The sequence below is a fragment of the Rickettsia conorii str. Malish 7 genome, from assembly GCF_000007025.1.
Lineage (GTDB): Bacteria > Pseudomonadota > Alphaproteobacteria > Rickettsiales > Rickettsiaceae > Rickettsia > Rickettsia rickettsii.
The window spans coordinates 924,997-943,373 of sequence record NC_003103.1 but is presented as its reverse complement, the minus strand read 5'-3'; the positions used below and the strand labels follow the sequence as shown (position 1 = coordinate 943,373).

The window sequence follows — 18,377 nt, the reverse complement described above, 5'->3', positions numbered from 1 at the left end:
AATCAACAAATTTATTAGTGTGCTTTAATTATGTTTATTCAAACTGAAGATACCCCAAATCCGGATGCAATAACATTTTTCCCAGGGCAGGAAATAAGTAGTGATCAGCCGGTATTTTTTAGTGAGCTTGCTGAAGTAAAAGGAAGAAGCAAACTTGCAGAATCATTATTTTATATTAATAATGTAAAATCGGTGTTTTTCGGTAGTGATTTTATAACAGTAACTAAACAAGCTGAAGGTAATTGGCAAGTTATAAAGCCTGAAATTTTAATGGTTATTATGGATCATTTTGTTTCAGGCTTTCCTGTATTTGAAGAAAACACCAAAGCAGATAATGTAAATCATAACCTTGATGGGCTTTCGGAAATAGAGAAGCAAATCGTAGAGATTATTGAAACTAGGGTGCGTCCATCTGTTGCACAAGACGGCGGCGACATAATATATAAAGGCTTTGAAAACGGTGTAGTTAAATTAGCACTTCGTGGTGCATGCCTTGGATGTCCTAGTTCCACCATCACCTTAAAAAACGGCATTGAGTCCATGCTTAAACATTTTGTACCGGAAGTGCAAGAAGTTGAAGCTGTAGAGGAAGGTTTTGAGTAATTTAGTATGCTAACTTTGTTAGTCTTCGTCATTGCAAGAAGAAACTGCAAGTTTCGACGAAGCAATCTAGTAAAAATTTCTGATTTACAGAATTTTTGATTATTTTTTCTGGTTCTTCCTTTGCAGAATTGATTGTATCATTTTGATGCCAAATAACGTAATGTAGTTCAACATCTTTTGGAGCATATACTACGATAGGTAGTTTGCTATTAGATCTTCAAAATGTTTCATCGCCTAAAAATACACTAACCGTTTGTATGGTTGCTTTTACGTTTGGGCATGCCATCATTGTACTAGCAGGGTGATCGCTAACTTGATCGATTATATAATAATTATATCCCCATCCTTCTAAAGTTTTTGTTTCCAGCTTACCACCAAACCAAACACGATTACAATCTTGCATTGCATTTTTTGTTGCTTGCAATTCTACTTTTAGCTTTTCTTCATTGGACTCTGTAGGTAAATGAATTACATAACACTTTTGATTTTCAAGTGGTGTAGGATAGGGTGCAATATCTTTTAACCGCTTATCGGTATCGGCTAATAAATCAGTATTTAAAACACATGATAAAATAGTATAATTTTATTTGGCATATGATTATTTTTTTAATTAGAATCCATTATCTCGCCTAGAGGAGTTATATAAGAAGCATTTATTGTACCATTGGCTATTACTAAAGCCTTCACTATAGTCAACATCACCATTTTCGTTTATTTTTGTACTTAAAAATAATATAGAATTTTCAAATTTATTTTCTTTTAATATAGGCTGATTATTTAAACTAAAAACTTTCATGGCAAGCCTTTCATTATTAGGTAATCTAAAATATATTTCGGATCCGTTATTGGATTCAAAAAAATTACATTTATTATAAGTACCTAATAATAATAAATTATTTAATATATCTATGGTAACTTGTTCTTCAAGGTTTATAATCTTAGGAAATAATATGTAATTATTGTGATTATTTTGTATATTTGAAATAAGAATACTTTGAGAGTTATATTGTTGTTTTTCCAAATATATTTTTGCAAAATTATTTTGTTTTAATTCTGTAAAGGTTAGTTCAGCCTTATATTTTTGTTTGTCACTAGAAAAGTTAGGTAGCGTTTCTATTAAATGAAAATCAAGGGAGGTTGCGCTAAATCTTGTATTCAGCATATTATTTTGATTTAATTCGGTAAAATCTAATGCGGCATAGTATGTTGCTCCGTCAATGTCTAAACTATATACAGGCTTATCTTCCAATATCTCTTCAAATAAATCTTCCCATAGCTCGTGTAACTCTTGTAAAAAATTTTGAACATGTTCTTTAATTTTACAAACATCAATTTGATTTGCAAAGCTTTTTGCTATAAAAAACTTTAAATCTTTTTGATCCGATAAAGATAAATCATGAATGTGACATTTAAATGTGTTATCTACATAATTTATTAGTGATGCAGTATCTGCAGGAAAATTTTTAGTTATTTCTAATAATTCTTTTTTTATGCTGTTCTGAAATTATATTCATTTTCTAATCTAATCCCGTTTCTTTCTTAAAAAAGCCGGTATGTCATGAATATCAGACTCTTTATTATCTTGATCTAGAGTACTAACAACAACGTTTTTGCGTTCTAAAGTTTGATTATTTGAAGCACGCAGAGAACCCCATATTTTTCCTAAAAATGATGGTTTGGGTGAGTCATCTTCAGATTTGTTGAAAGTATTGGCATGTAACCCTAGCTCTTTTTCATTTCCGATAAAATTTTGATTTATTGGAGAGTCGGTAATTTCAATATTTTCGGTACTGTAGCTGTTAAAATCAGGCATTTCTTCTATTTGTGTAGGTTGTGCTATAGCTTTATTATAAGTTTCCTCAGGAACTATATTGGTAGTTTCAGCTATTGCGGGTTTATATGTCGGTACTTTATCGGCATCAATACCGGTAGCAACAACTGATACTCTGATCATTCCTTTTAATTCCGGATTAAATGTTGAACCGAAAATAATATTAGCATCAAGGTTGTCTACTTCTTCTCTAATTCTATTAGCAGCGTTGTCAACTTCAAATAAGGTCATGTCGGAACCGCCGGTAATATTGATTAATACACCTCTTGCACCGCACATTGAGCTATGATCTAGCAGTGGATTTGAAATTGCAGATTCTGCCGCTTTAATAGCTCTATCTTCGCCACTAGCTTCACCTGTACCCATCATTGCTTTACCCATTTCACTCATTACTGCTTTAATATCGGCAAAATCAAGATTAATAAGTCCCGGCATAATCATTAAATCCGTTACTCCTCTAACGCCTGCATGTAATACGTCATCTGCCATTTTGAAAGCATCGGCAAACGTCGTTTGTTCATTAGCAATACGGAATAGATTTTGGTTCGGTATTACAATTAAAGTATCAACGAATTGCTGTAATTCAATAAGTCCTTTATCGGCAGTTTTCATACGATGACCGCCTTCAAAATGGAAAGGTTTAGTTACTACCCCAACCGTAAGGATGCCTAGTTCTTTAGCAATGCGTGCAATAACCGGTGCAGAACCGGTACCTGTACCACCGCCCATACCTGCCGTAATAAATACCATATTGCTATTTTCTAGGTAATTACGAATTTCGCTTTCTGATTCTTGAGCAGCAAGTGCTCCAACCTCAGGAGAAGCTCCTGCCCCAAGACCTCTAGTCGTAGAAACACCGAGTTGTATTTTGTTAGTGCATAAAGAATGTTCAAGCGATTGTGCATCAGTATTAGCTACTACAAAATTAGCACCTTGCAGATTAGCACTAATCATATTATTTACTGCATTACTACCTGCACCCCCAACGCCAAAAACTGTAATGGTCGGTTTTAATACTATATTTTCAGGAGCTTTGATATTTAAAACCATGATACTCTTTTATTTTATATAATTAATGTTTAAGTATAATAAAAGATTTAGAAATTTCCATAAACTTTTTATGAAAAATATGGATTATTGTATTTTATAGTGAATTAGCTTGAATTAGGGATGATTTATAAGAAATATTTTATTTTTTTAAGGGCATAGCGAATACCGTTAATACTAATCCATTTACGGTATGAGATATGTTCTTAAAAAAATAAAATATTTCTTATAAATCATCCCTAATTCAAGCTAATTCACTATAAAATAGTGGAATGCCGTTATTTATGACATGCTTTGATTAATGCTTTATCGTTAGTGGCCATAGGAAGTACTTCATGCATGGCAGTTAATAAATAAGTTGTATCATATGTAGTAAGATTGTTGGCTCTTGCAGTTTAATTTCATGTATGGAAAAATTTAAATTTGATATATTAAGGGGGCGAGAGTTTAAAAAATCTATAATTTTAATAACCTCTACTGATTTTATTCTAGCACGTTTTTCTGCTATTAATATTACATTAGTTACTTCAAGTCTCCAAAGAGGCGGTACTATCACTCTAAACTTATAACAATAATCTAATGTAAAATCTGAATATTTATCACGTTCATCATAAAAGAACCATGAGACAGTTATGGAGCAATCGGCTATAAACGGTTTAGAATTCACCATTTTCTACCTTCATCTCTAAGCTCTTTAATTAGTATAAGGAGCTCTAATGTTTTGCCTTTGCGGAATTCTCTTATTTGCTCTACTATATTATCCATTTTAGGTTTTTGAGTTATAATTTTTGCAACCGGTATATTATGCTTACAAATGGTACTTTGCTCTCCGTCTTGTACACGCTGTATTAGATCAGAAAAATGAGTTTTTGCTTCGAGTAGGTTAATTTGATTAGATAAATTTTGTTTCACATAGGTAATATAATAATAGACTAATTTAATATTATCCTATTTATAAGATTTTATACAGTAATATTAATAGTTTAGATTAATATCTTTGTATAAAACCTAAGATTGACTAACCATTTTTTCAGGTACTACTATTTTATCAAATTTTGCTTCCGATAGAAGATTGAGTTTTTTAGCTGCTTCTTTTAAAGTGATTCCGTGCTTATGTGCTTCTTTAGCAATTTTTGCAGCATTATCATAGCCTATATGTGGATTAAGAGCTGTAACAAGCATTAGAGATTTATCACGTAAATCATTAATGCGTGCTATATTGGGTTCTAATCCTTTAACACAGTGAGTAACAAAGCTATTTACGCTATCGGATAACAGCTCTATAGATTGTAGGATATTGTATATTATTACGGGTTTAAATACGTTAAGTTCAAGATGTCCGTTTGAGCCGGCAATAGTAACCGTAACATGATTCCCCATCACCTGACTGCACACCATTGTTAAAGCTTCGACTTGTGTAGGGTTTACTTTACCGGGCATAATAGAAGAACCAGGTTCATTTTCAGGTAAATGTAGCTCACCAAGACCGCATCTTGGACCGGAGCCGAGCAGTCTTATATCATTTGCTATTTTCATTAAGCTAACTGCTATAGTATTAAGAGTTCCTGAAAATTCTACTAGTGCGTCGTGAGCAGCTAGACTTTCAAATTTATTAGGAGCCGTCTTAAAGGGTTGTTTAGTAAACTCTGCCACTTTCTCGGCAAATTTTATATCAAAGCCTATTTTTGAGTTAATACCTGTACCGACTGCTGTGCCTCCTTGGGCAAGTAGATAAACTTTTTGTAGTGCATTTTCTATGCGTTCTAAAGCATACTCTATTTGTGTAATATATCCGGAGAATTCCTGTTTAAGAGTTAAAGGAGTTGCATCCTGCAAGTGGGTACGTCCTATTTTTATGATTTTGTCCCAATCTTTTGACTTATCCTGCAAAGAGGTCAGTATATTATTCAAAGCTGGTATCAGTTGCTGTTTAGTTGCAAGTACGGTTGCTATATGCATAGCGGTTGGAAAAGAGTCGTTGGATGATTGTCCTTTATTAACATGATCGTTAGGATGTACCGGAGATTTGCCGCCTTTCTTGCCTGTTAATTCTTCGTTGGCAATAGAGGCAATAACCTCGTTCATATTCATGTTTGTTTGCGTTCCTGAACCTGTTTGCCAAACTACTAAAGGAAAATTATCCTCAAATTCGCCTTCTAAGATTCTATCCGTTGCTTTATCTATACTTATAGCGATTTTAGCTTCTAAATCACCAAACTCATGATTAACCTGTGCTGCACATTTTTTTAAAATAGCAAGAGCACGAATTAAAATTTCAGGCATTTTTTGCTTGCCTATTTTAAAATTTTCTAAAGATCTTTGAGTTTGAGCCCCCCAATAAAATTTTTCTTCTATTTGAATTTCTCCAAAAGAATCACTTTCGGTTCTGTAATTTTTCATAAATTGTTAAATGTTATATAATTATCTATTTTTTTCATAAAATGATCACTTACTGCATTCAAGTCTAATTGCTGGGCTAATTTAGCAAAGCTATAATATAATTTGTCTGTTAAAGAAGCTTTTTTTAGATTCTTAGCAATAAATATTAATGTGCTTTCTATCATAAGATTACGATTAAAACTATAAAATTTTTGCCAATGTTCGTTATATTTAGGTTCGGAATATGTTATATAATCGGAATATATAGGTTTAGTAATTACTGCTTTACCTTGATATATATCAAATATAATATCATTAATTAATCTTTCATTCTTGAGGTTATTGATCACTTTATCAAAAAAATTGTTTAATATAGCTGTTGTTATCTCTTTTTCTGTAAGTGCATTTATAAATATGTCTAATTGTTTTTCAAAACTCTCGATAATTTGTTCATTTGGTTTCCTTTTCATTACTTTTCTCTCAAATTAATTGATATAATAAAAGTTTATGACTTTAATGTTAGTAGACTAAATATTTATATCGAAGTAAATAAAAAACAATATTTGATTTATTAAAAATATTATTTATGTAATGAATGAAAAATTATAGAAGCGGCATTTGATACATTAAGACTTTCTACTCTCTGAGAAATAGGGATTTTGGCTAAATAATCACATGTTTCTACAACTAATCTGCGTATTCCTTTATCTTCTGAGCCAAATACCAATACTATTTTGTCGGAAATTAATTTATTGGTAAAGTAGTCATTTGCAGAACCTGTTAGGCCTATAATCCAAAAGCCGTGTTTTTTAAGATAATTCATACATGAGCGTAAGTTAGTAACTTTAATTATAGGTATTAATTCTAAAGTACCGCAAGCCGCTTTAGCAATGCTGCCGCTTTCATTTGGAGAATTATCTTGAGGTAATATTATAGCATTTATATCAAAAGCAGCGGCACTACGAATAATTGCGCCAATATTTTGTGTGTCTGTTATTTGATCAAGAATCGCAATTTTACATTTTGGATTTGTTATATCTATGTCCTCTAAATTGTAAGAAAAAATTGGTCTAATTTTTGCAGCTATTCCTTGATGTGTTTGGTTTTCCAGTAATTTAGATAAAATATCGTTATTAACAATTTCATAAGCTCTAGTACCTATTAATTTTTTATTTGTCTCAAAAATTTCCCTAGTGCATAAAATATTGTCAATTTGACGTTTTGGATTATTTAGAGCAGAAAATACAGGATGTTTCCCATACATATAATAACAATGTTTAGAATCAAGTTTTTTATTTTGCATCTTATTGAAAACCGTCAGTAATTTGTTCTTGACAGAAACTACTATTTATTATAGAAAGTTACAACTAAATAAATGTGCAAGCTGCTATTTGTTTATTTGATGATTCGGCAAGAAGTTTTATAAGTCCTAATACTAATTATATATTGTATTTTACAGTGAATTAGTCTATTTAATACAGTAAAGTTCTTTAGGAGGGGTGGCCGAGTGGTCAATGGCAGCAGACTGTAAATCTGCCCGCGTAAGCGTTCGAAGGTTCAAATCCTTCTCCCTCCACCACTTAAATGGTTCAGGGAAGCATATCATTTTATTTAAAAATAAAACATAATTGTGTATATTTATAAATCTGAATAAAATTGATATAGCACTGTTAACAAAATAACTTTGAAATTATTTTATTAATAGTGCCACAATGCGGGTGTAGCTCAATGGTAGAGTTCCAGCCTTCCAAGCTGGCTGTGTGGGTTCGATTCCCATCACCCGCTCCAGAGATAGTGGTAACAAATAAATTTAGCAAAAAAATGCACTTATAAAAAAATAACTTGTATTAAACCTAAAAAATTGTAGAGAGTAATAATATGGCAAAAGCAAAATTTGAACGAACTAAACCGCACGTTAATATAGGTACGATCGGTCACGTAGATCACGGTAAAACTTCCTTAACGGCAGCAATAACTATAGTACTTGCTAAGACAGGTGGAGCACAAGCTACAGCGTATGATCAAATTGATGCTGCTCCTGAAGAAAAAGAAAGAGGTATAACTATTTCTACTGCACACGTAGAATATGAGACTCAAAATAGACACTATGCACACGTAGATTGTCCGGGACACGCTGACTATGTAAAGAACATGATAACCGGTGCCGCTCAGATGGACGGTGCAATATTAGTAGTTTCTGCTGCTGATGGTCCTATGCCGCAAACTAGAGAACATATATTACTAGCAAAACAGGTAGGTGTGCCTGCTATGGTAGTGTTCTTAAATAAAATAGATATGGTGGATGATCCTGATCTATTAGAACTAGTAGAGATGGAAGTAAGAGAATTATTATCAAAATATGGTTTCCCGGGTGATGAAATACCTATTATTAAAGGTTCTGCACTTCAAGCTTTAGAAGGAAAGCCTGAAGGTGAAAAAGCTATTAATGAGCTAATGGATGCAGTAGATAGCTATATACCGCAGCCTGTAAGAGCTACGGATAAACCTTTCTTAATGCCAATAGAAGATGTATTCTCTATTTCAGGAAGAGGCACTGTTGTAACTGGTAGAGTAGAGTCAGGAATAATTAAGGTAGGTGAGGAAATTGAAATAGTTGGTCTAAAAGATACGCAAAAAACTACCTGTACCGGTGTAGAAATGTTCAGGAAATTACTTGATGAAGGACAAGCCGGAGATAATGTTGGTATATTACTACGCGGTACAAAAAGAGAAGAAGTTGAAAGAGGACAAGTTCTCGCAAAACCTGGTAGCATAAAACCGCATGATAAGTTTGAAGCTGAAGTATATGTGCTTAGTAAAGAAGAAGGTGGACGTCATACCCCATTTACTAATGACTATCGTCCGCAGTTCTATTTTAGAACAACAGATGTTACCGGTACAATAAAATTGTCTGCTGATAAGCAGATGGTTATGCCTGGAGATAATGCTACTTTTACAGTGGAATTAATTAAACCGATTGCGATGCAGGAAGGGTTGAAATTCTCTATACGTGAAGGTGGTAGAACAGTGGGTGCCGGCGTAGTAACTAAAATAAATAATTAATTGATTTTATAAATACCTATTATTTTTTAATAATAGGTATTTATATTTTAAGATGTAATAGACATTTTTCCGAACCGGCTTATAGAGAAGAATTTGAAGGAGGTACGGAATGCAGAACCGCAGCGTATATAACGGACGTGAGGATTCAAGTGCCGGATCGACGTACAAATTACCTCTAGAAGTACAGTTTGGAAAGATGTCTAAAAAAATATCTTGCTGTTTAAATATTAGGTTTACTGAATGAAAAATAAAATCAAAATTCGTTTAAAATCATTTGATCACCGTAGTCTTGATCAAGCTACAAAAGAGATAGTTAGTGCTGTTAAAAGAACGTTTGCTAACATTAATGGCCCTATTCCTTTACCTAAAAAAATTGGAAGATTTACCGTAAATAGGTCTCCTCATGTACATAAAAAGTCAAGAGAGCAATTTGAAATTAGAAAGCATAAAAGATTATTAGTTATAGGTGATCCGAATCCGGCGGTTGTCGATGCTTTAAGTAAAGTTGATTTAGCAGCAGGTGTTGATGTAGTGATTGAATTAGAGAGTGGGGAATAAATGAGAACCGGTATAATTGCTCAAAAAATTGGGATGACTAGTGTTTTTAATGATAAAGGCGAAAGAATTTCTTTAACATTAGTAAAAGTTGATGATTGTCAAGTAGTAGGACATAAAACTCTAGAAAAACATGGATATAATGCTTTGGTTATAGGTGTAAAAGATAAAAAAATATCTAGAGTAACCAAACCTATGAGACAAGTTTTTGCTAATGCTAAAATATCTCCTAAAACTAAATTAAAAGAATTTAGAATTTCTGAAGAGAATTTTATTGATATAGCAGCAAGTCTAGAAGTAGACCATTTTACGGCAGGACAATTTGTGGATATAACGGCAACTACTATAGGTAAAGGATTTGCCGGTAGTATGAAAAGACATAATTTTAGAGGTCTTGAAGCTTCTCACGGTGTTTCGATATCCCATCGTTCGCATGGTTCTACAGGACAAAGACAAGATCCAGGAAAGGTTTTCAAAGGCAAAAAAATGGCCGGTCATATGGGATGTAACAAAGTTACTATTCAAAATTTGAAAATATTTGCCGTTGATAAAGAGCGTAAGCTTATTATGATTCAGGGTAGTATACCCGGTCACAAAAATTCGTATCTTTCAGTAAAAGATGCAATAAAAAAGATTTCAATAACTGTATAATAGATATTTAGACATGTTTGTTGAGGTTAAAGATTATCACGTTAACAAAACGCCATGCAATATTATTTATATAAAAGTTTTATATAAGACTGTATAAGGTTAAAATAAAGATGAAAACTAAAATATTAAGTCTTGCTAATGAAGAAGTTGGTGAGATTAGCTTAAATGAAGATATATTTGCTGTTGAATTTATCAGAGATGATATAATAAAGCAGGTTATTGATTGGCAGAGAGCTAAGGCAATGTCCGGTAACCACAAAACTAAAACAGTATCAGAAGTATTAGGAACCACAAAAAAACCGTTTAAGCAAAAAGGTACAGGTAATGCAAGACAAGGCTCTCTTAGATCGGTACAGATGCGTGGTGGTGGTGTAGCTCATGGACCTAGAGTACGTAGTCATGCAACGAAATTACCTAAAAAAGTACGAAAACTTGGTTTAATTCATGCTTTATCCGAGAAATGCGCTGAAGGAAAATTATTAGTAATAGATTCTTTAAAGCTAGATAAGCCTAAAACTTCTGCTCTTGTAAATATATTAAACAAATTTCAAGGGAAAAGTTTCTTTGTAATAGACGGAAATGAAGTAGATATTAATTTTTCTTTAGCTGCAAAAAATATTTATAATACTGTGATTGTTCCACAAATAGGAGCCAATGTTTATGATATAATACGACATGAATATGTCCTATTATCACAAGAAGCAGTGAGTGTTTTAGAAGAGAGGTTAAGATGAGTTCTTATAAATACTACGATTTAATTAGAAAACCTATTATTACAGAAAAAACTACAACCCTTTCGGAACAAAATAAATACGCTTTTTATGTAGATAAATTTGCTAAAAAACTTACCCTTAAAAAGGCTATAGAAGAAATATTTAAAGTAAAAGTAAAAAAAGTGAATATTTTAAACGTTAAAGGTAAGAAGAAAAGATTTAAAGGAATTATAGGGACTCAAATCAATAGAAAGAAAGCTATTGTTACATTAGAAAAAGACCATAATATCGATTTTGCCGGAGGAATTAAATAAATGGCTTTAAAAAACTTTAATCCAATTACTCCTTCTCTTAGAGAGTTAGTTCAAGTTGATAAAACTAGTTTATGGAAAGGCAGACCTTTAAAATCTTTGACCAAAGGTATATCTAAAACCGGTGGACGAAATAATCAAGGTAGAATTACTTCTTGGCACAGAGGTGGAGGACACAAAAAATTATATCGTATTATTGATTTTAAAAGAAATAAAATTGATATTTCTGCTATTGTTGAAAGAATAGAGTATGACCCTAATAGAACTGCTTTTATTGCTTTAATAAAATATGAAGATGGGGAATATTCTTATATTCTAGCACCACAAAAATTATCTGTAGGTGATAGAGTAATATCAAGTCAAGATGCTGATATAAAAATAGGCAATTGTTTACCTTTAAAATGCATTCCTATCGGTACTACTTTACATAATGTTGAAATGAAAGTCGGTAAGGGCGGTCAAATTGCAAGGTCTGCAGGTACTTCAGTAGATCTAGTGGGTAAAGATTCAGGATATGCTCAGATTAAATTAAGATCAGGTGAATTTAGGTTAGTACCTTTAGATTGTAAAGCTACTATAGGTAGTATATCTAACCCGGATCAAAAAAATATTAATTTAGGCAAAGCCGGTAGAAATAGATGGCTAGGTTGGAGACCGCATGTTAGAGGTGTAGCAATGAATCCTGTAGATCACCCTCATGGTGGTGGTGAAGGTAAAACTTCAGGAGGTCGCCATCCTGTTACTCCTTGGGGATTCCCAACAAAGGGTAAGAAGACACGTAAAAATAAACGTACTTCAAAATTTATCGTAAAGAAAAGAAAATAGATTTTAAATTAATTAGGTATTAGTATGGCACGTTCAATATGGAAAGGGCCTTTTGTAGACGGTTATTTAATAAAGAAAGTTCAAAAATTAATGGAATCAGGTAAATCTGAAATGATTAAAACTTGGTCTAGAAGATCAACGATTTTACCTATTTTTGTAGGGTTTACCTTTTCTGTGCATAATGGAAATAAATTTATTCCGGTTTCTGTAAATGAAGAAATGGTTGGAAGAAAATTAGGTGAGTTTGCTCCTACTAGAACATTTCACGGTCATGGAGCAGATAAAAAAATCAAAAGAAAATAAAGATTTATATGGTACAGGAAAATAAAAATTTTGCTACGGCACAAGCTAAATCTATTAGAGTAAGTTCAAGGAAGCTCAATTTAGTTGCAGCCTTTATTAGAAATATGAAAGTATCTGAAGCATTGGTACAATTAACTTTTTCTCCTAAAAGAATTGCAAAAGTTGTAAAAGATTGTTTACAATCTGCTGTTGCAAATGCTGAAAATAATTTAGGTCTAGATATAGATAGATTGGTTGTTACTAAAGCGACTGTAGGTAAGGCTTTAGTAATGAAAAGAGTTATGCCAAGAGCAAAAGGAAGAGCAACTAGAATAAATAAGTTTTTTAGTAATCTTTATATAACTGTTACAGAAAAAGAGGATAATTAAAATGGGGCAGAAAGTTTGTGCACATGGTTTTAGAGTTGGACCGACTTTAATTAAAGGTTGGGATTCCATATTATATGCAGAAAAACATTATAAAACTCTTTTTATACAAGATTTAAAAATTAGGGATTTAATAAATAAGGGTTTTAATCAAGCCCAAATTAGTAGAGTTTTAATTGAACGCCCTTCTAATAAAAGTATTATAATTAATATTAATGCCAAAAAACCAAATATCATTATCGGTAGAAACGGTAGTGAAATTGATAAGCTAAAAAAAGCTATCGAAAAAATGACTTCTTTAAAAGAAGTTTATATAAATATTCACGAAGTTCGAAAATTTAATATAGATGCTGCTATAGTAGCTCAAACTATAGCACTACAGCTTGAAAAAAGAGTTTCTTTTAGAAAAGCCATGAAAACAGCAATTCAGGCGTCATTTAAACAAGGTGGACAAGGTATCAGGGTTAGTTGTTCAGGACGACTTGGAGGTGCTGAAATTGCTAGAACCGAATGGTATATAGAAGGAAGAATGCCGTTACATACTTTAAGAGCTGATATTGATTATTCAACAGCTGAGGCTATAACTACTTATGGAGTTATAGGGGTTAAAGTGTGGATTTATAAAGGTGAATATACAGAAAATAAAAGATATAATTAATTTTAAGTATTAAAATGTTAGCTCCGAAAAAACAAAAATTTAGAAAAGCTCATAAGGGTAGGGTTGCTTCAACAGCAAAAGCAGGTACGACGCTTGCTTTTGGATCATTTGGTCTAAAATCTATAGATGGTTGGCGTGTTACTGCAAGACAAATAGAAGCAGGAAGAAAAGCTGCTACTAGATGTATGAAAAGGCAAGGAAGATTATGGATTCGCATTTTTCCGGATGTTCCCGTTTCTAAAAAGCCTGCCGAAGTAAGAATGGGTAAAGGTAAAGGTTCTCCTGAATTTTTTGCAGTTAGAGTTTCGCCTGGAAGAATTATGTTTGAAATTGAAGGGGTAGAAGAAAATGTTGCACTTAGAGCTTTGGAGCTTGCAAGTGCAAAATTACCTGTTAGAACAAGGATAGTGAGACGTTATGAATGATTTAAAATTATTAAGAAGTAAGTTATCTACTGAAACAATAGAAGAGCTTTATAAAAACCTTAATCTTTTAAAAAAAGAATTGTTTAATTTAAGATTTCAACAAGCTTTAGGTGATTTAAAAAATACTAGTAGGTTTTCGTTAGTCAAAAAGTCTATAGCACGTATTAAAACTGAATTAACAAAAAGAGCTAATAGTGAGGAATATTAAAATGCCGAAAAGAGTGTTACAAGGCGTGGTTATAAGTTCAAAAGCTGATAAGACGGTTACAGTAAAAGTAGAAAGAAAGTTTAAGCATCCTATTTATAAAAAATTTGTGAAAGTATCTAAAAAATATGCTGCTCATGATTCAGAAAATAAATATCAAGAAGGAGATAAAGTTAGTATAATTGAAAGTCGGCCTATCTCAAAAACCAAAACATGGGTAGTGGTAAATGGGGAATAAAGTTTTTTAATCTTTGACTTTATAAGGTAGATTGTTTATTTTATTTCTCGTGTATAAAAAATTGGAAGTAGTTTATGATTCAAATGCAGAGCATCTTGGAAGTTGCAGATAATTCCGGTGCTAAAAAAGTTATGTGTATTAAAGTTTTAGGTGGCTCTCACCATATGGTGGCAAAGCTGGGTGATGTTATAGTTGTATCTGTTAAAGACGCTATACCCGGCGGTAAGGTTAAAAAGGGTGATGTTTATAAAGGCGTGATTGTTCGTACAAAGACTGGAGTAGTAAGACCTGACGGTAGTACAATAAAATTTGATCAAAACGCATTAGTGCTTTTGAATAAACAAGATGAACCTATCGGTACTAGAGTTTTTGGTCCTGTTACAAGAGAACTTAGAGCGAAAAAATATGTTAGAATAATGTCGCTTGCAGAGGAAGTGTTATAAATGATTAAATTAAAAGTAAAAAAAGGTGATGAAGTTGTTGTTATTACCGGAAAGCACAAAGGAAAAAAAGGTAAAATATTAAAAGTTTTCCCGGAGGACAGTAAAGTAATTGTTTCTGGAGTAAATGTAGTAAAAAAGCATACTAAATCTAATCAAATGAGTGAAGGCGGGATAATAACTAAAGAATTACCTATACATATCTCAAATATTGCACACATCGATCCAAAAACCGGTAACCCTACCAAGGTAGCTTTTAAATTCTTAGAAGATGGTTCTAAGGTTAGAGTAGCAAAGAAATCAGGGGAAATTATTGGTAAGGAAGGTAAATAATGTTAAGATTTAAAGAATTATATCAGCAAAAAATTATTGAAAACTTACAAAAAAAATTTTCTTATAAAAATAAACACGAAATACCGCAAATTAAGAAAATTGTGATAAATATGGGAGTAGGGGAAGCAACAGCCGATTCCAAAGTAATTAATAATGCAGTAAATGATCTTACTTTGATTTCCGGTCAGAAGCCGGTTGTAACGTTAGCAAGAAAATCTATTGCAACTTTTAAGTTACGCGAAAATATGAAAATAGGTTGCAAGGTTACATTACGTAAAGATAGAATGTATGATTTTTTAGAGAGGTTAGTAATTGTTGCATTACCCCGTGTTAAGGAATTTCGCGGTTTTTCTTATAAAAGTTTTGATGGTAAAGGGAATTTTACTTTTGGGTTAAAAGAGCAGATAGTTTTTCCTGAAATTAATTACGATAAAATCGATACAATAAGAGGTATGGATATTACAATCGTTACATCTGCTAAAACAGATCAAGAAAGTAAATTTTTGTTATCAGGGTTTAATTTACCTTTTTATAATTAATTTTTAGGATATATATAATGGCAAAAGTAAGTTCTATAAAAAAGAACGAAAGTAGGAAAAAAAAATCACAAAGTTTACATAATAAACGTTTAGCACTAAAAAGTAAAATTTATGATAAAAATATTTCATTAGAAGAGCGTTTTTCTTTGGTAATGTCACTTGCACAATTACCTAGAAATTCATCATCTACTAGAATAAGAAATAGATGTGAGCTTACAGGTAGACCAAGAGGTGTTACAAGAAAGTTTGGTATATCGAGGAATAAGCTTAGAGAATTAATAGGCAGAGGCTTAGTTCCCGGTGTAGTTAAGTCAAGTTGGTAAAAGTCGATAGGTAAATCATATGTCAATGACGGATAATGTAGCAGATATGTTAACTAGAATTAGAAATGCTTATAAAAGCAAATTGATAAATGTTTCTTTTCCTAGTTCTAAAATTAAAACTTCAATTTTAGATGTTTTGCAAAAAGAAGGTTATATAAAAGATTATATAACTACTCAAAAAAATAATATTAGTTATACTGAGGTAGCTTTAAAATACTCTGTTAATGGCGATGCTTCTATATGCGAAATTCATAGAGTATCAAAGCCTGGAAAAAGAGTATATTCTGCTATTAAAGATTTGAAAGGATATTATAATAATATGGGTATATATATTCTTTCTACTCCTTACGGTGTTATGTCTGATAGAGAAGCTCATATTAAAAATGTCGGCGGCGAAGTAATTTGTAAAGTATTTTAAGGTAAAAAATGTCACGTGTTGGAAAATTGCCAATTACTATACCTGAAGGTGTAAAAATTGGTTTAAATGATTTAGAAGTAAAAATATCCGGACCTAAAGGCGAATTATCAAAAACTTTTAAAGGTAATATAGCAATTTCATTGGCAGAAAATAAGCTTTTAGTAAAACCTTTAGCCGCAAATAAAAATGCACGTGCTATGTGGGGTACTGCAAGAAGCATAATATCAAATATGGTTACCGGCGTTAAAGAAGGTTTTAAGCTTAAACTCGAAATTAACGGAGTCGGTTACAGGGCGATGGTAAAAGGTAAATATTTAAATTTAATGCTTGCTAAAAGCCATAATACAAAAATTGAAATACCTTCAGATATTAAAATAGAGATGCCTAAGCAAAATATTATTATTCTTGAGGGAACAGATAAAGAAAAATTAGGACAATTTGCTTCAATTATTATAAAACAGAGACCACCTGAGCCTTATAAAGGAAAAGGAATTAAATTTGAAAATCAATGTATACCGCGTAAAGAAGGTAAGAAAAATTAAATTTAAGAGTTAAATATGCGTAGTGCTAAGCTAAAATTTGAAAAAAGAAGAAGTAGAATAAGACATAAAATATCTAAAACATCTAATAGAGTTAGATTATCAATATTTAAGTCAGGTAGACATATATATGCACAAATTATTGATGATTCTAAGTCTATAACAATTGCTGCTGCTTCAACTTTAGATGAGAAAATAAAAAAATTAAAAAAATCTCATTGTAATATTGAAAATGCTATCAAAGTAGGCGAAGAAATAGCAAAAAAAGCTGATTCTGCAGGGATAAAAGACGTAGTGTTTGATAGAGGCGGATATAAGTATCACGGTGTTGTAAAAGCGCTAGCTGATGCAGCTAGAGAGAAAATAAAATTTTAGGTTATAAGGTTGTAGTAATGTCTAAAGTTAAAAAAAATGACGAGACTTTAAGTGAAGTTTTAGTTGATGTAAATAGAGTTACAAAAGTAGTAAAAGGCGGTAGAAGCTTTGCTTTTTCTGCTTATGTAGTGGTCGGTGATAAAGCCGGCAGAGTCGGAGCGGGACACGGAAAAGCTAAAGAAGTAAATGAAGCTCGAGGAAAGGCAAAACAAGCCGCTAAAAAGAGAATGATGAAAGTACCGTTATATCAAAATAGGACTATTCACCATGACGTTGTCGGTAAAAGTGGAGCTGCTAAAGTGATTTTAAGAAGAGCTAAAGCAGGTACAGGCATTATAGCCGGAGGATCTATGAGAGCAATTTTTGACTCTTTAGGCGTTCATGATATTGTTGCTAAATCAATAGGTTCAACGAATGTTTACGCAATGATTTCTGCAACATTTGATGCATTAAATAAACTTGCATCACCAAAATCTATTGCTATGAGAAGAGATAAAAAAGTAAATGAAATATCTGTAAAATCTGCTGAAATTCAAGTTAATGAATAATGTTGTATAAGTAAGGTGAAGTTATGAATAATAAGATCAATAATATAAAAATTACTCAAGTTCACAGTGCTATAGGTCGTAAGTATGATCAAAGGTTGATATTAGTTGGGCTTGGTTTAAACAAAATTAATAAGAGCGTTATTCTTGCAAATACTAATTCAATCAAAGGGATGGTTAACAAAGTAAAGCATTTGTTAAAAATAGAAAATATGTAATTAGAGTTTTTAAATGAAATTAAATGAATTATATAATAATATAGGTGCTAAAAAAAATAAGAAAAGAATAGCACGCGGTATTGGTAGTGGTAAAGGAAAAACCGGCGGTAGAGGAATTAAAGGTCAAAAATCTAGATCCGGCGTTGCAATAAAAGGTTTTGAAGGTGGTCAAACACCTATTATCAAAAGACTACCTAAAAGAGGGTTTAATTGTATTTCAACTAAAAAATACAATATAATAAATATTTATAATATTGAAGAAGCATTAGCCGATGGGCGTTTAAGTGCTGATGATAATATTACGAAAGAAAAATTGGTAGAAGCCAGAGTAGTTAATAATAAAAATAATAAGAAATTAGTGAAATTATTATCTATTTGTAGTGATGATTTCGCTGCTCCTCTATCATTAAAATTAGATGCTTATTCTTCTAAAGCTAAGGATTTAATCGAGAAAGCAGGTGGAAAATTATTATAG

General features: G+C 32.0%; 30 protein-coding genes, 2 tRNA genes and 2 pseudogenes. 26 read left to right on the top strand and 8 right to left on the bottom strand.

The genetic code is table 11. The features are described 5' to 3' along the window. Positions 1-30 precede the first annotated feature (30 nt). Positions 31-603 (top strand): NifU family protein, encoded by a 573-nt coding sequence (locus RC_RS05095; protein ID WP_010977598.1) that lies wholly within the window; start codon positions 31-33, stop codon positions 601-603. A 28-nt stretch (positions 604-631) separates the two neighbouring features. Here the strand turns inward: RC_RS05095 and RC_RS09200 are convergent. The 8 genes and pseudogenes from RC_RS09200 to rlmB all read right to left on the bottom strand — a co-directional run bounded on the left by RC_RS09200 (position 632) and on the right by rlmB (position 7,163). Next, a pseudogene (locus tag RC_RS09200) lies at positions 632-1,072 on the bottom strand (ecotin family protein). A 141-nt stretch (positions 1,073-1,213) separates the two neighbouring features. After that, positions 1,214-1,852: a hypothetical protein gene (locus RC_RS10430; protein ID WP_010977597.1), complete on the bottom strand. Its 639-nt coding sequence runs from the start codon at positions 1,850-1,852 to the stop codon at positions 1,214-1,216. A 273-nt stretch (positions 1,853-2,125) separates the two neighbouring features. Beyond that, positions 2,126-3,484 carry a cell division protein FtsZ gene (gene ftsZ, locus RC_RS05080; protein ID WP_010977596.1) on the bottom strand — a complete coding sequence of 453 codons (1,359 nt, stop codon included), beginning with the start codon at positions 3,482-3,484 and terminating at the stop codon, positions 2,126-2,128. A gap of 343 nt (positions 3,485-3,827) precedes the next feature. Then, a complete protein-coding gene (locus tag RC_RS05075; RefSeq protein WP_010977595.1) occupies positions 3,828-4,151 on the bottom strand; it encodes a type II toxin-antitoxin system VapC family toxin in 324 nt (107 codons plus the stop codon). Beyond that, positions 4,145-4,393 (bottom strand): type II toxin-antitoxin system Phd/YefM family antitoxin, encoded by a 249-nt coding sequence (locus RC_RS05070; protein WP_010977594.1) that lies wholly within the window; start codon positions 4,391-4,393, stop codon positions 4,145-4,147. Before RC_RS05070 ends, RC_RS05075 begins: the two co-directional genes overlap by 7 nt. A 96-nt stretch (positions 4,394-4,489) precedes the next feature. Beyond that, a complete protein-coding gene (gene fumC, locus RC_RS05065; RefSeq protein WP_010977593.1) occupies positions 4,490-5,881 on the bottom strand; it encodes a class II fumarate hydratase in 1,392 nt (463 codons plus the stop codon). Next, positions 5,878-6,330 carry a hypothetical protein gene (locus tag RC_RS05060; protein WP_010977592.1) on the bottom strand — a complete coding sequence of 151 codons (453 nt, stop codon included), beginning with the start codon at positions 6,328-6,330 and terminating at the stop codon, positions 5,878-5,880. The genes fumC and RC_RS05060 overlap by 4 nt, the downstream gene beginning before the upstream one ends. A 110-nt stretch (positions 6,331-6,440) precedes the next feature. Further along, a complete protein-coding gene (gene rlmB / locus RC_RS05055; protein WP_010977590.1) occupies positions 6,441-7,163 on the bottom strand; it encodes a 23S rRNA (guanosine(2251)-2'-O)-methyltransferase RlmB in 723 nt (240 codons plus the stop codon). A 190-nt stretch (positions 7,164-7,353) separates the two neighbouring features. On the opposite strand from rlmB, the gene RC_RS05050 reads away from it, so the two are divergent. The 25 genes and pseudogenes from RC_RS05050 to rplO all read left to right on the top strand — a co-directional run bounded on the left by RC_RS05050 (position 7,354) and on the right by rplO (position 18,377). Next, positions 7,354-7,439, top strand: a tRNA-Tyr gene (locus RC_RS05050). 135 nt (positions 7,440-7,574) lie between these two features. Beyond that, a tRNA-Gly gene (locus RC_RS05045) sits at positions 7,575-7,648 on the top strand. 90 nt (positions 7,649-7,738) lie between these two features. Next, positions 7,739-8,923 carry an elongation factor Tu gene (gene tuf, locus RC_RS05040; RefSeq protein WP_010977589.1) on the top strand — a complete coding sequence of 395 codons (1,185 nt, stop codon included), beginning with the start codon at positions 7,739-7,741 and terminating at the stop codon, positions 8,921-8,923. Between the two features lie 44 nt (positions 8,924-8,967). Further along, a pseudogene (locus RC_RS11080) lies at positions 8,968-9,146 on the top strand (palindromic element RPE1 domain-containing protein); the annotation flags it as partial. 17 nt (positions 9,147-9,163) lie between these two features. Continuing rightward, positions 9,164-9,481: a 30S ribosomal protein S10 gene (gene rpsJ / locus RC_RS05035; RefSeq protein WP_010977588.1), complete on the top strand. Its 318-nt coding sequence runs from the start codon at positions 9,164-9,166 to the stop codon at positions 9,479-9,481. Continuing rightward, entirely contained in the window at positions 9,482-10,129 is a 648-nt protein-coding gene (gene rplC, locus RC_RS05030; RefSeq protein WP_010977587.1) for a 50S ribosomal protein L3, read from the top strand. It abuts the gene before it with no gap. Between the two features lie 110 nt (positions 10,130-10,239). Next, positions 10,240-10,863, top strand: coding sequence for a 50S ribosomal protein L4 (gene rplD / locus RC_RS05025; RefSeq protein ID WP_004997785.1), 624 nt, complete (start codon positions 10,240-10,242; stop codon positions 10,861-10,863). Further along, complete coding sequence (gene rplW / locus RC_RS05020; RefSeq protein WP_010977586.1) at positions 10,860-11,156, top strand: 50S ribosomal protein L23; 297 nt, start codon at positions 10,860-10,862, stop codon at positions 11,154-11,156. Before rplD ends, rplW begins: the two co-directional genes overlap by 4 nt. Beyond that, entirely contained in the window at positions 11,157-11,978 is an 822-nt protein-coding gene (gene rplB, locus RC_RS05015) for a 50S ribosomal protein L2 (protein WP_004997791.1), read from the top strand. A 24-nt stretch (positions 11,979-12,002) separates the two neighbouring features. Next, positions 12,003-12,281 carry a 30S ribosomal protein S19 gene (gene rpsS, locus RC_RS05010; protein ID WP_004997794.1) on the top strand — a complete coding sequence of 93 codons (279 nt, stop codon included), beginning with the start codon at positions 12,003-12,005 and terminating at the stop codon, positions 12,279-12,281. Between the two features lie 8 nt (positions 12,282-12,289). Continuing rightward, positions 12,290-12,649, top strand: coding sequence for a 50S ribosomal protein L22 (rplV, locus tag RC_RS05005; protein WP_010977585.1), 360 nt, complete (start codon positions 12,290-12,292; stop codon positions 12,647-12,649). Between the two features lies 1 nt (position 12,650). Continuing rightward, positions 12,651-13,304 carry a 30S ribosomal protein S3 gene (gene rpsC, locus RC_RS05000; RefSeq protein WP_010977584.1) on the top strand — a complete coding sequence of 218 codons (654 nt, stop codon included), beginning with the start codon at positions 12,651-12,653 and terminating at the stop codon, positions 13,302-13,304. 14 nt (positions 13,305-13,318) lie between these two features. Further along, positions 13,319-13,729, top strand: a complete 411-nt coding sequence (gene rplP / locus RC_RS04995; protein ID WP_004997806.1) for a 50S ribosomal protein L16 — start codon at positions 13,319-13,321, stop codon at positions 13,727-13,729. Continuing rightward, on the top strand, positions 13,722-13,937 hold the full coding sequence (rpmC, locus tag RC_RS04990) for a 50S ribosomal protein L29 (protein WP_004997809.1): 216 nt from the start codon (positions 13,722-13,724) through the stop codon (positions 13,935-13,937). The genes rplP and rpmC overlap by 8 nt, the downstream gene beginning before the upstream one ends. A 1-nt stretch (position 13,938) precedes the next feature. Next, positions 13,939-14,172, top strand: a complete 234-nt coding sequence (gene rpsQ, locus RC_RS04985) for a 30S ribosomal protein S17 (protein ID WP_004997812.1) — start codon at positions 13,939-13,941, stop codon at positions 14,170-14,172. A gap of 74 nt (positions 14,173-14,246) precedes the next feature. Continuing rightward, positions 14,247-14,615: a 50S ribosomal protein L14 gene (gene rplN / locus RC_RS04980; RefSeq protein WP_004997813.1), complete on the top strand. Its 369-nt coding sequence runs from the start codon at positions 14,247-14,249 to the stop codon at positions 14,613-14,615. Beyond that, complete coding sequence (gene rplX / locus RC_RS04975) at positions 14,616-14,945, top strand: 50S ribosomal protein L24 (protein ID WP_004997814.1); 330 nt, start codon at positions 14,616-14,618, stop codon at positions 14,943-14,945. After that, positions 14,945-15,484 (top strand): 50S ribosomal protein L5, encoded by a 540-nt coding sequence (rplE, locus tag RC_RS04970; RefSeq protein ID WP_010977582.1) that lies wholly within the window; start codon positions 14,945-14,947, stop codon positions 15,482-15,484. Before rplX ends, rplE begins: the two co-directional genes overlap by 1 nt. Positions 15,485-15,501: 17 nt before the next feature. Then, positions 15,502-15,807 (top strand): 30S ribosomal protein S14, encoded by a 306-nt coding sequence (gene rpsN, locus RC_RS04965; RefSeq protein WP_008580947.1) that lies wholly within the window; start codon positions 15,502-15,504, stop codon positions 15,805-15,807. 19 nt (positions 15,808-15,826) lie between these two features. Next, on the top strand, positions 15,827-16,225 hold the full coding sequence (gene rpsH / locus RC_RS04960) for a 30S ribosomal protein S8 (RefSeq protein WP_010977581.1): 399 nt from the start codon (positions 15,827-15,829) through the stop codon (positions 16,223-16,225). 8 nt (positions 16,226-16,233) lie between these two features. After that, positions 16,234-16,767 carry a 50S ribosomal protein L6 gene (gene rplF / locus RC_RS04955; protein ID WP_010977580.1) on the top strand — a complete coding sequence of 178 codons (534 nt, stop codon included), beginning with the start codon at positions 16,234-16,236 and terminating at the stop codon, positions 16,765-16,767. Between the two features lie 15 nt (positions 16,768-16,782). Next, positions 16,783-17,139: a 50S ribosomal protein L18 gene (rplR, locus tag RC_RS04950; RefSeq protein WP_004997824.1), complete on the top strand. Its 357-nt coding sequence runs from the start codon at positions 16,783-16,785 to the stop codon at positions 17,137-17,139. A gap of 17 nt (positions 17,140-17,156) precedes the next feature. Beyond that, positions 17,157-17,687, top strand: coding sequence for a 30S ribosomal protein S5 (gene rpsE, locus RC_RS04945; protein ID WP_010977579.1), 531 nt, complete (start codon positions 17,157-17,159; stop codon positions 17,685-17,687). A gap of 23 nt (positions 17,688-17,710) precedes the next feature. Then, on the top strand, positions 17,711-17,902 hold the full coding sequence (rpmD, locus tag RC_RS04940; protein WP_004997827.1) for a 50S ribosomal protein L30: 192 nt from the start codon (positions 17,711-17,713) through the stop codon (positions 17,900-17,902). 13 nt (positions 17,903-17,915) lie between these two features. Continuing rightward, positions 17,916-18,377 (top strand): 50S ribosomal protein L15, encoded by a 462-nt coding sequence (gene rplO, locus RC_RS04935; protein ID WP_004997829.1) that lies wholly within the window; start codon positions 17,916-17,918, stop codon positions 18,375-18,377.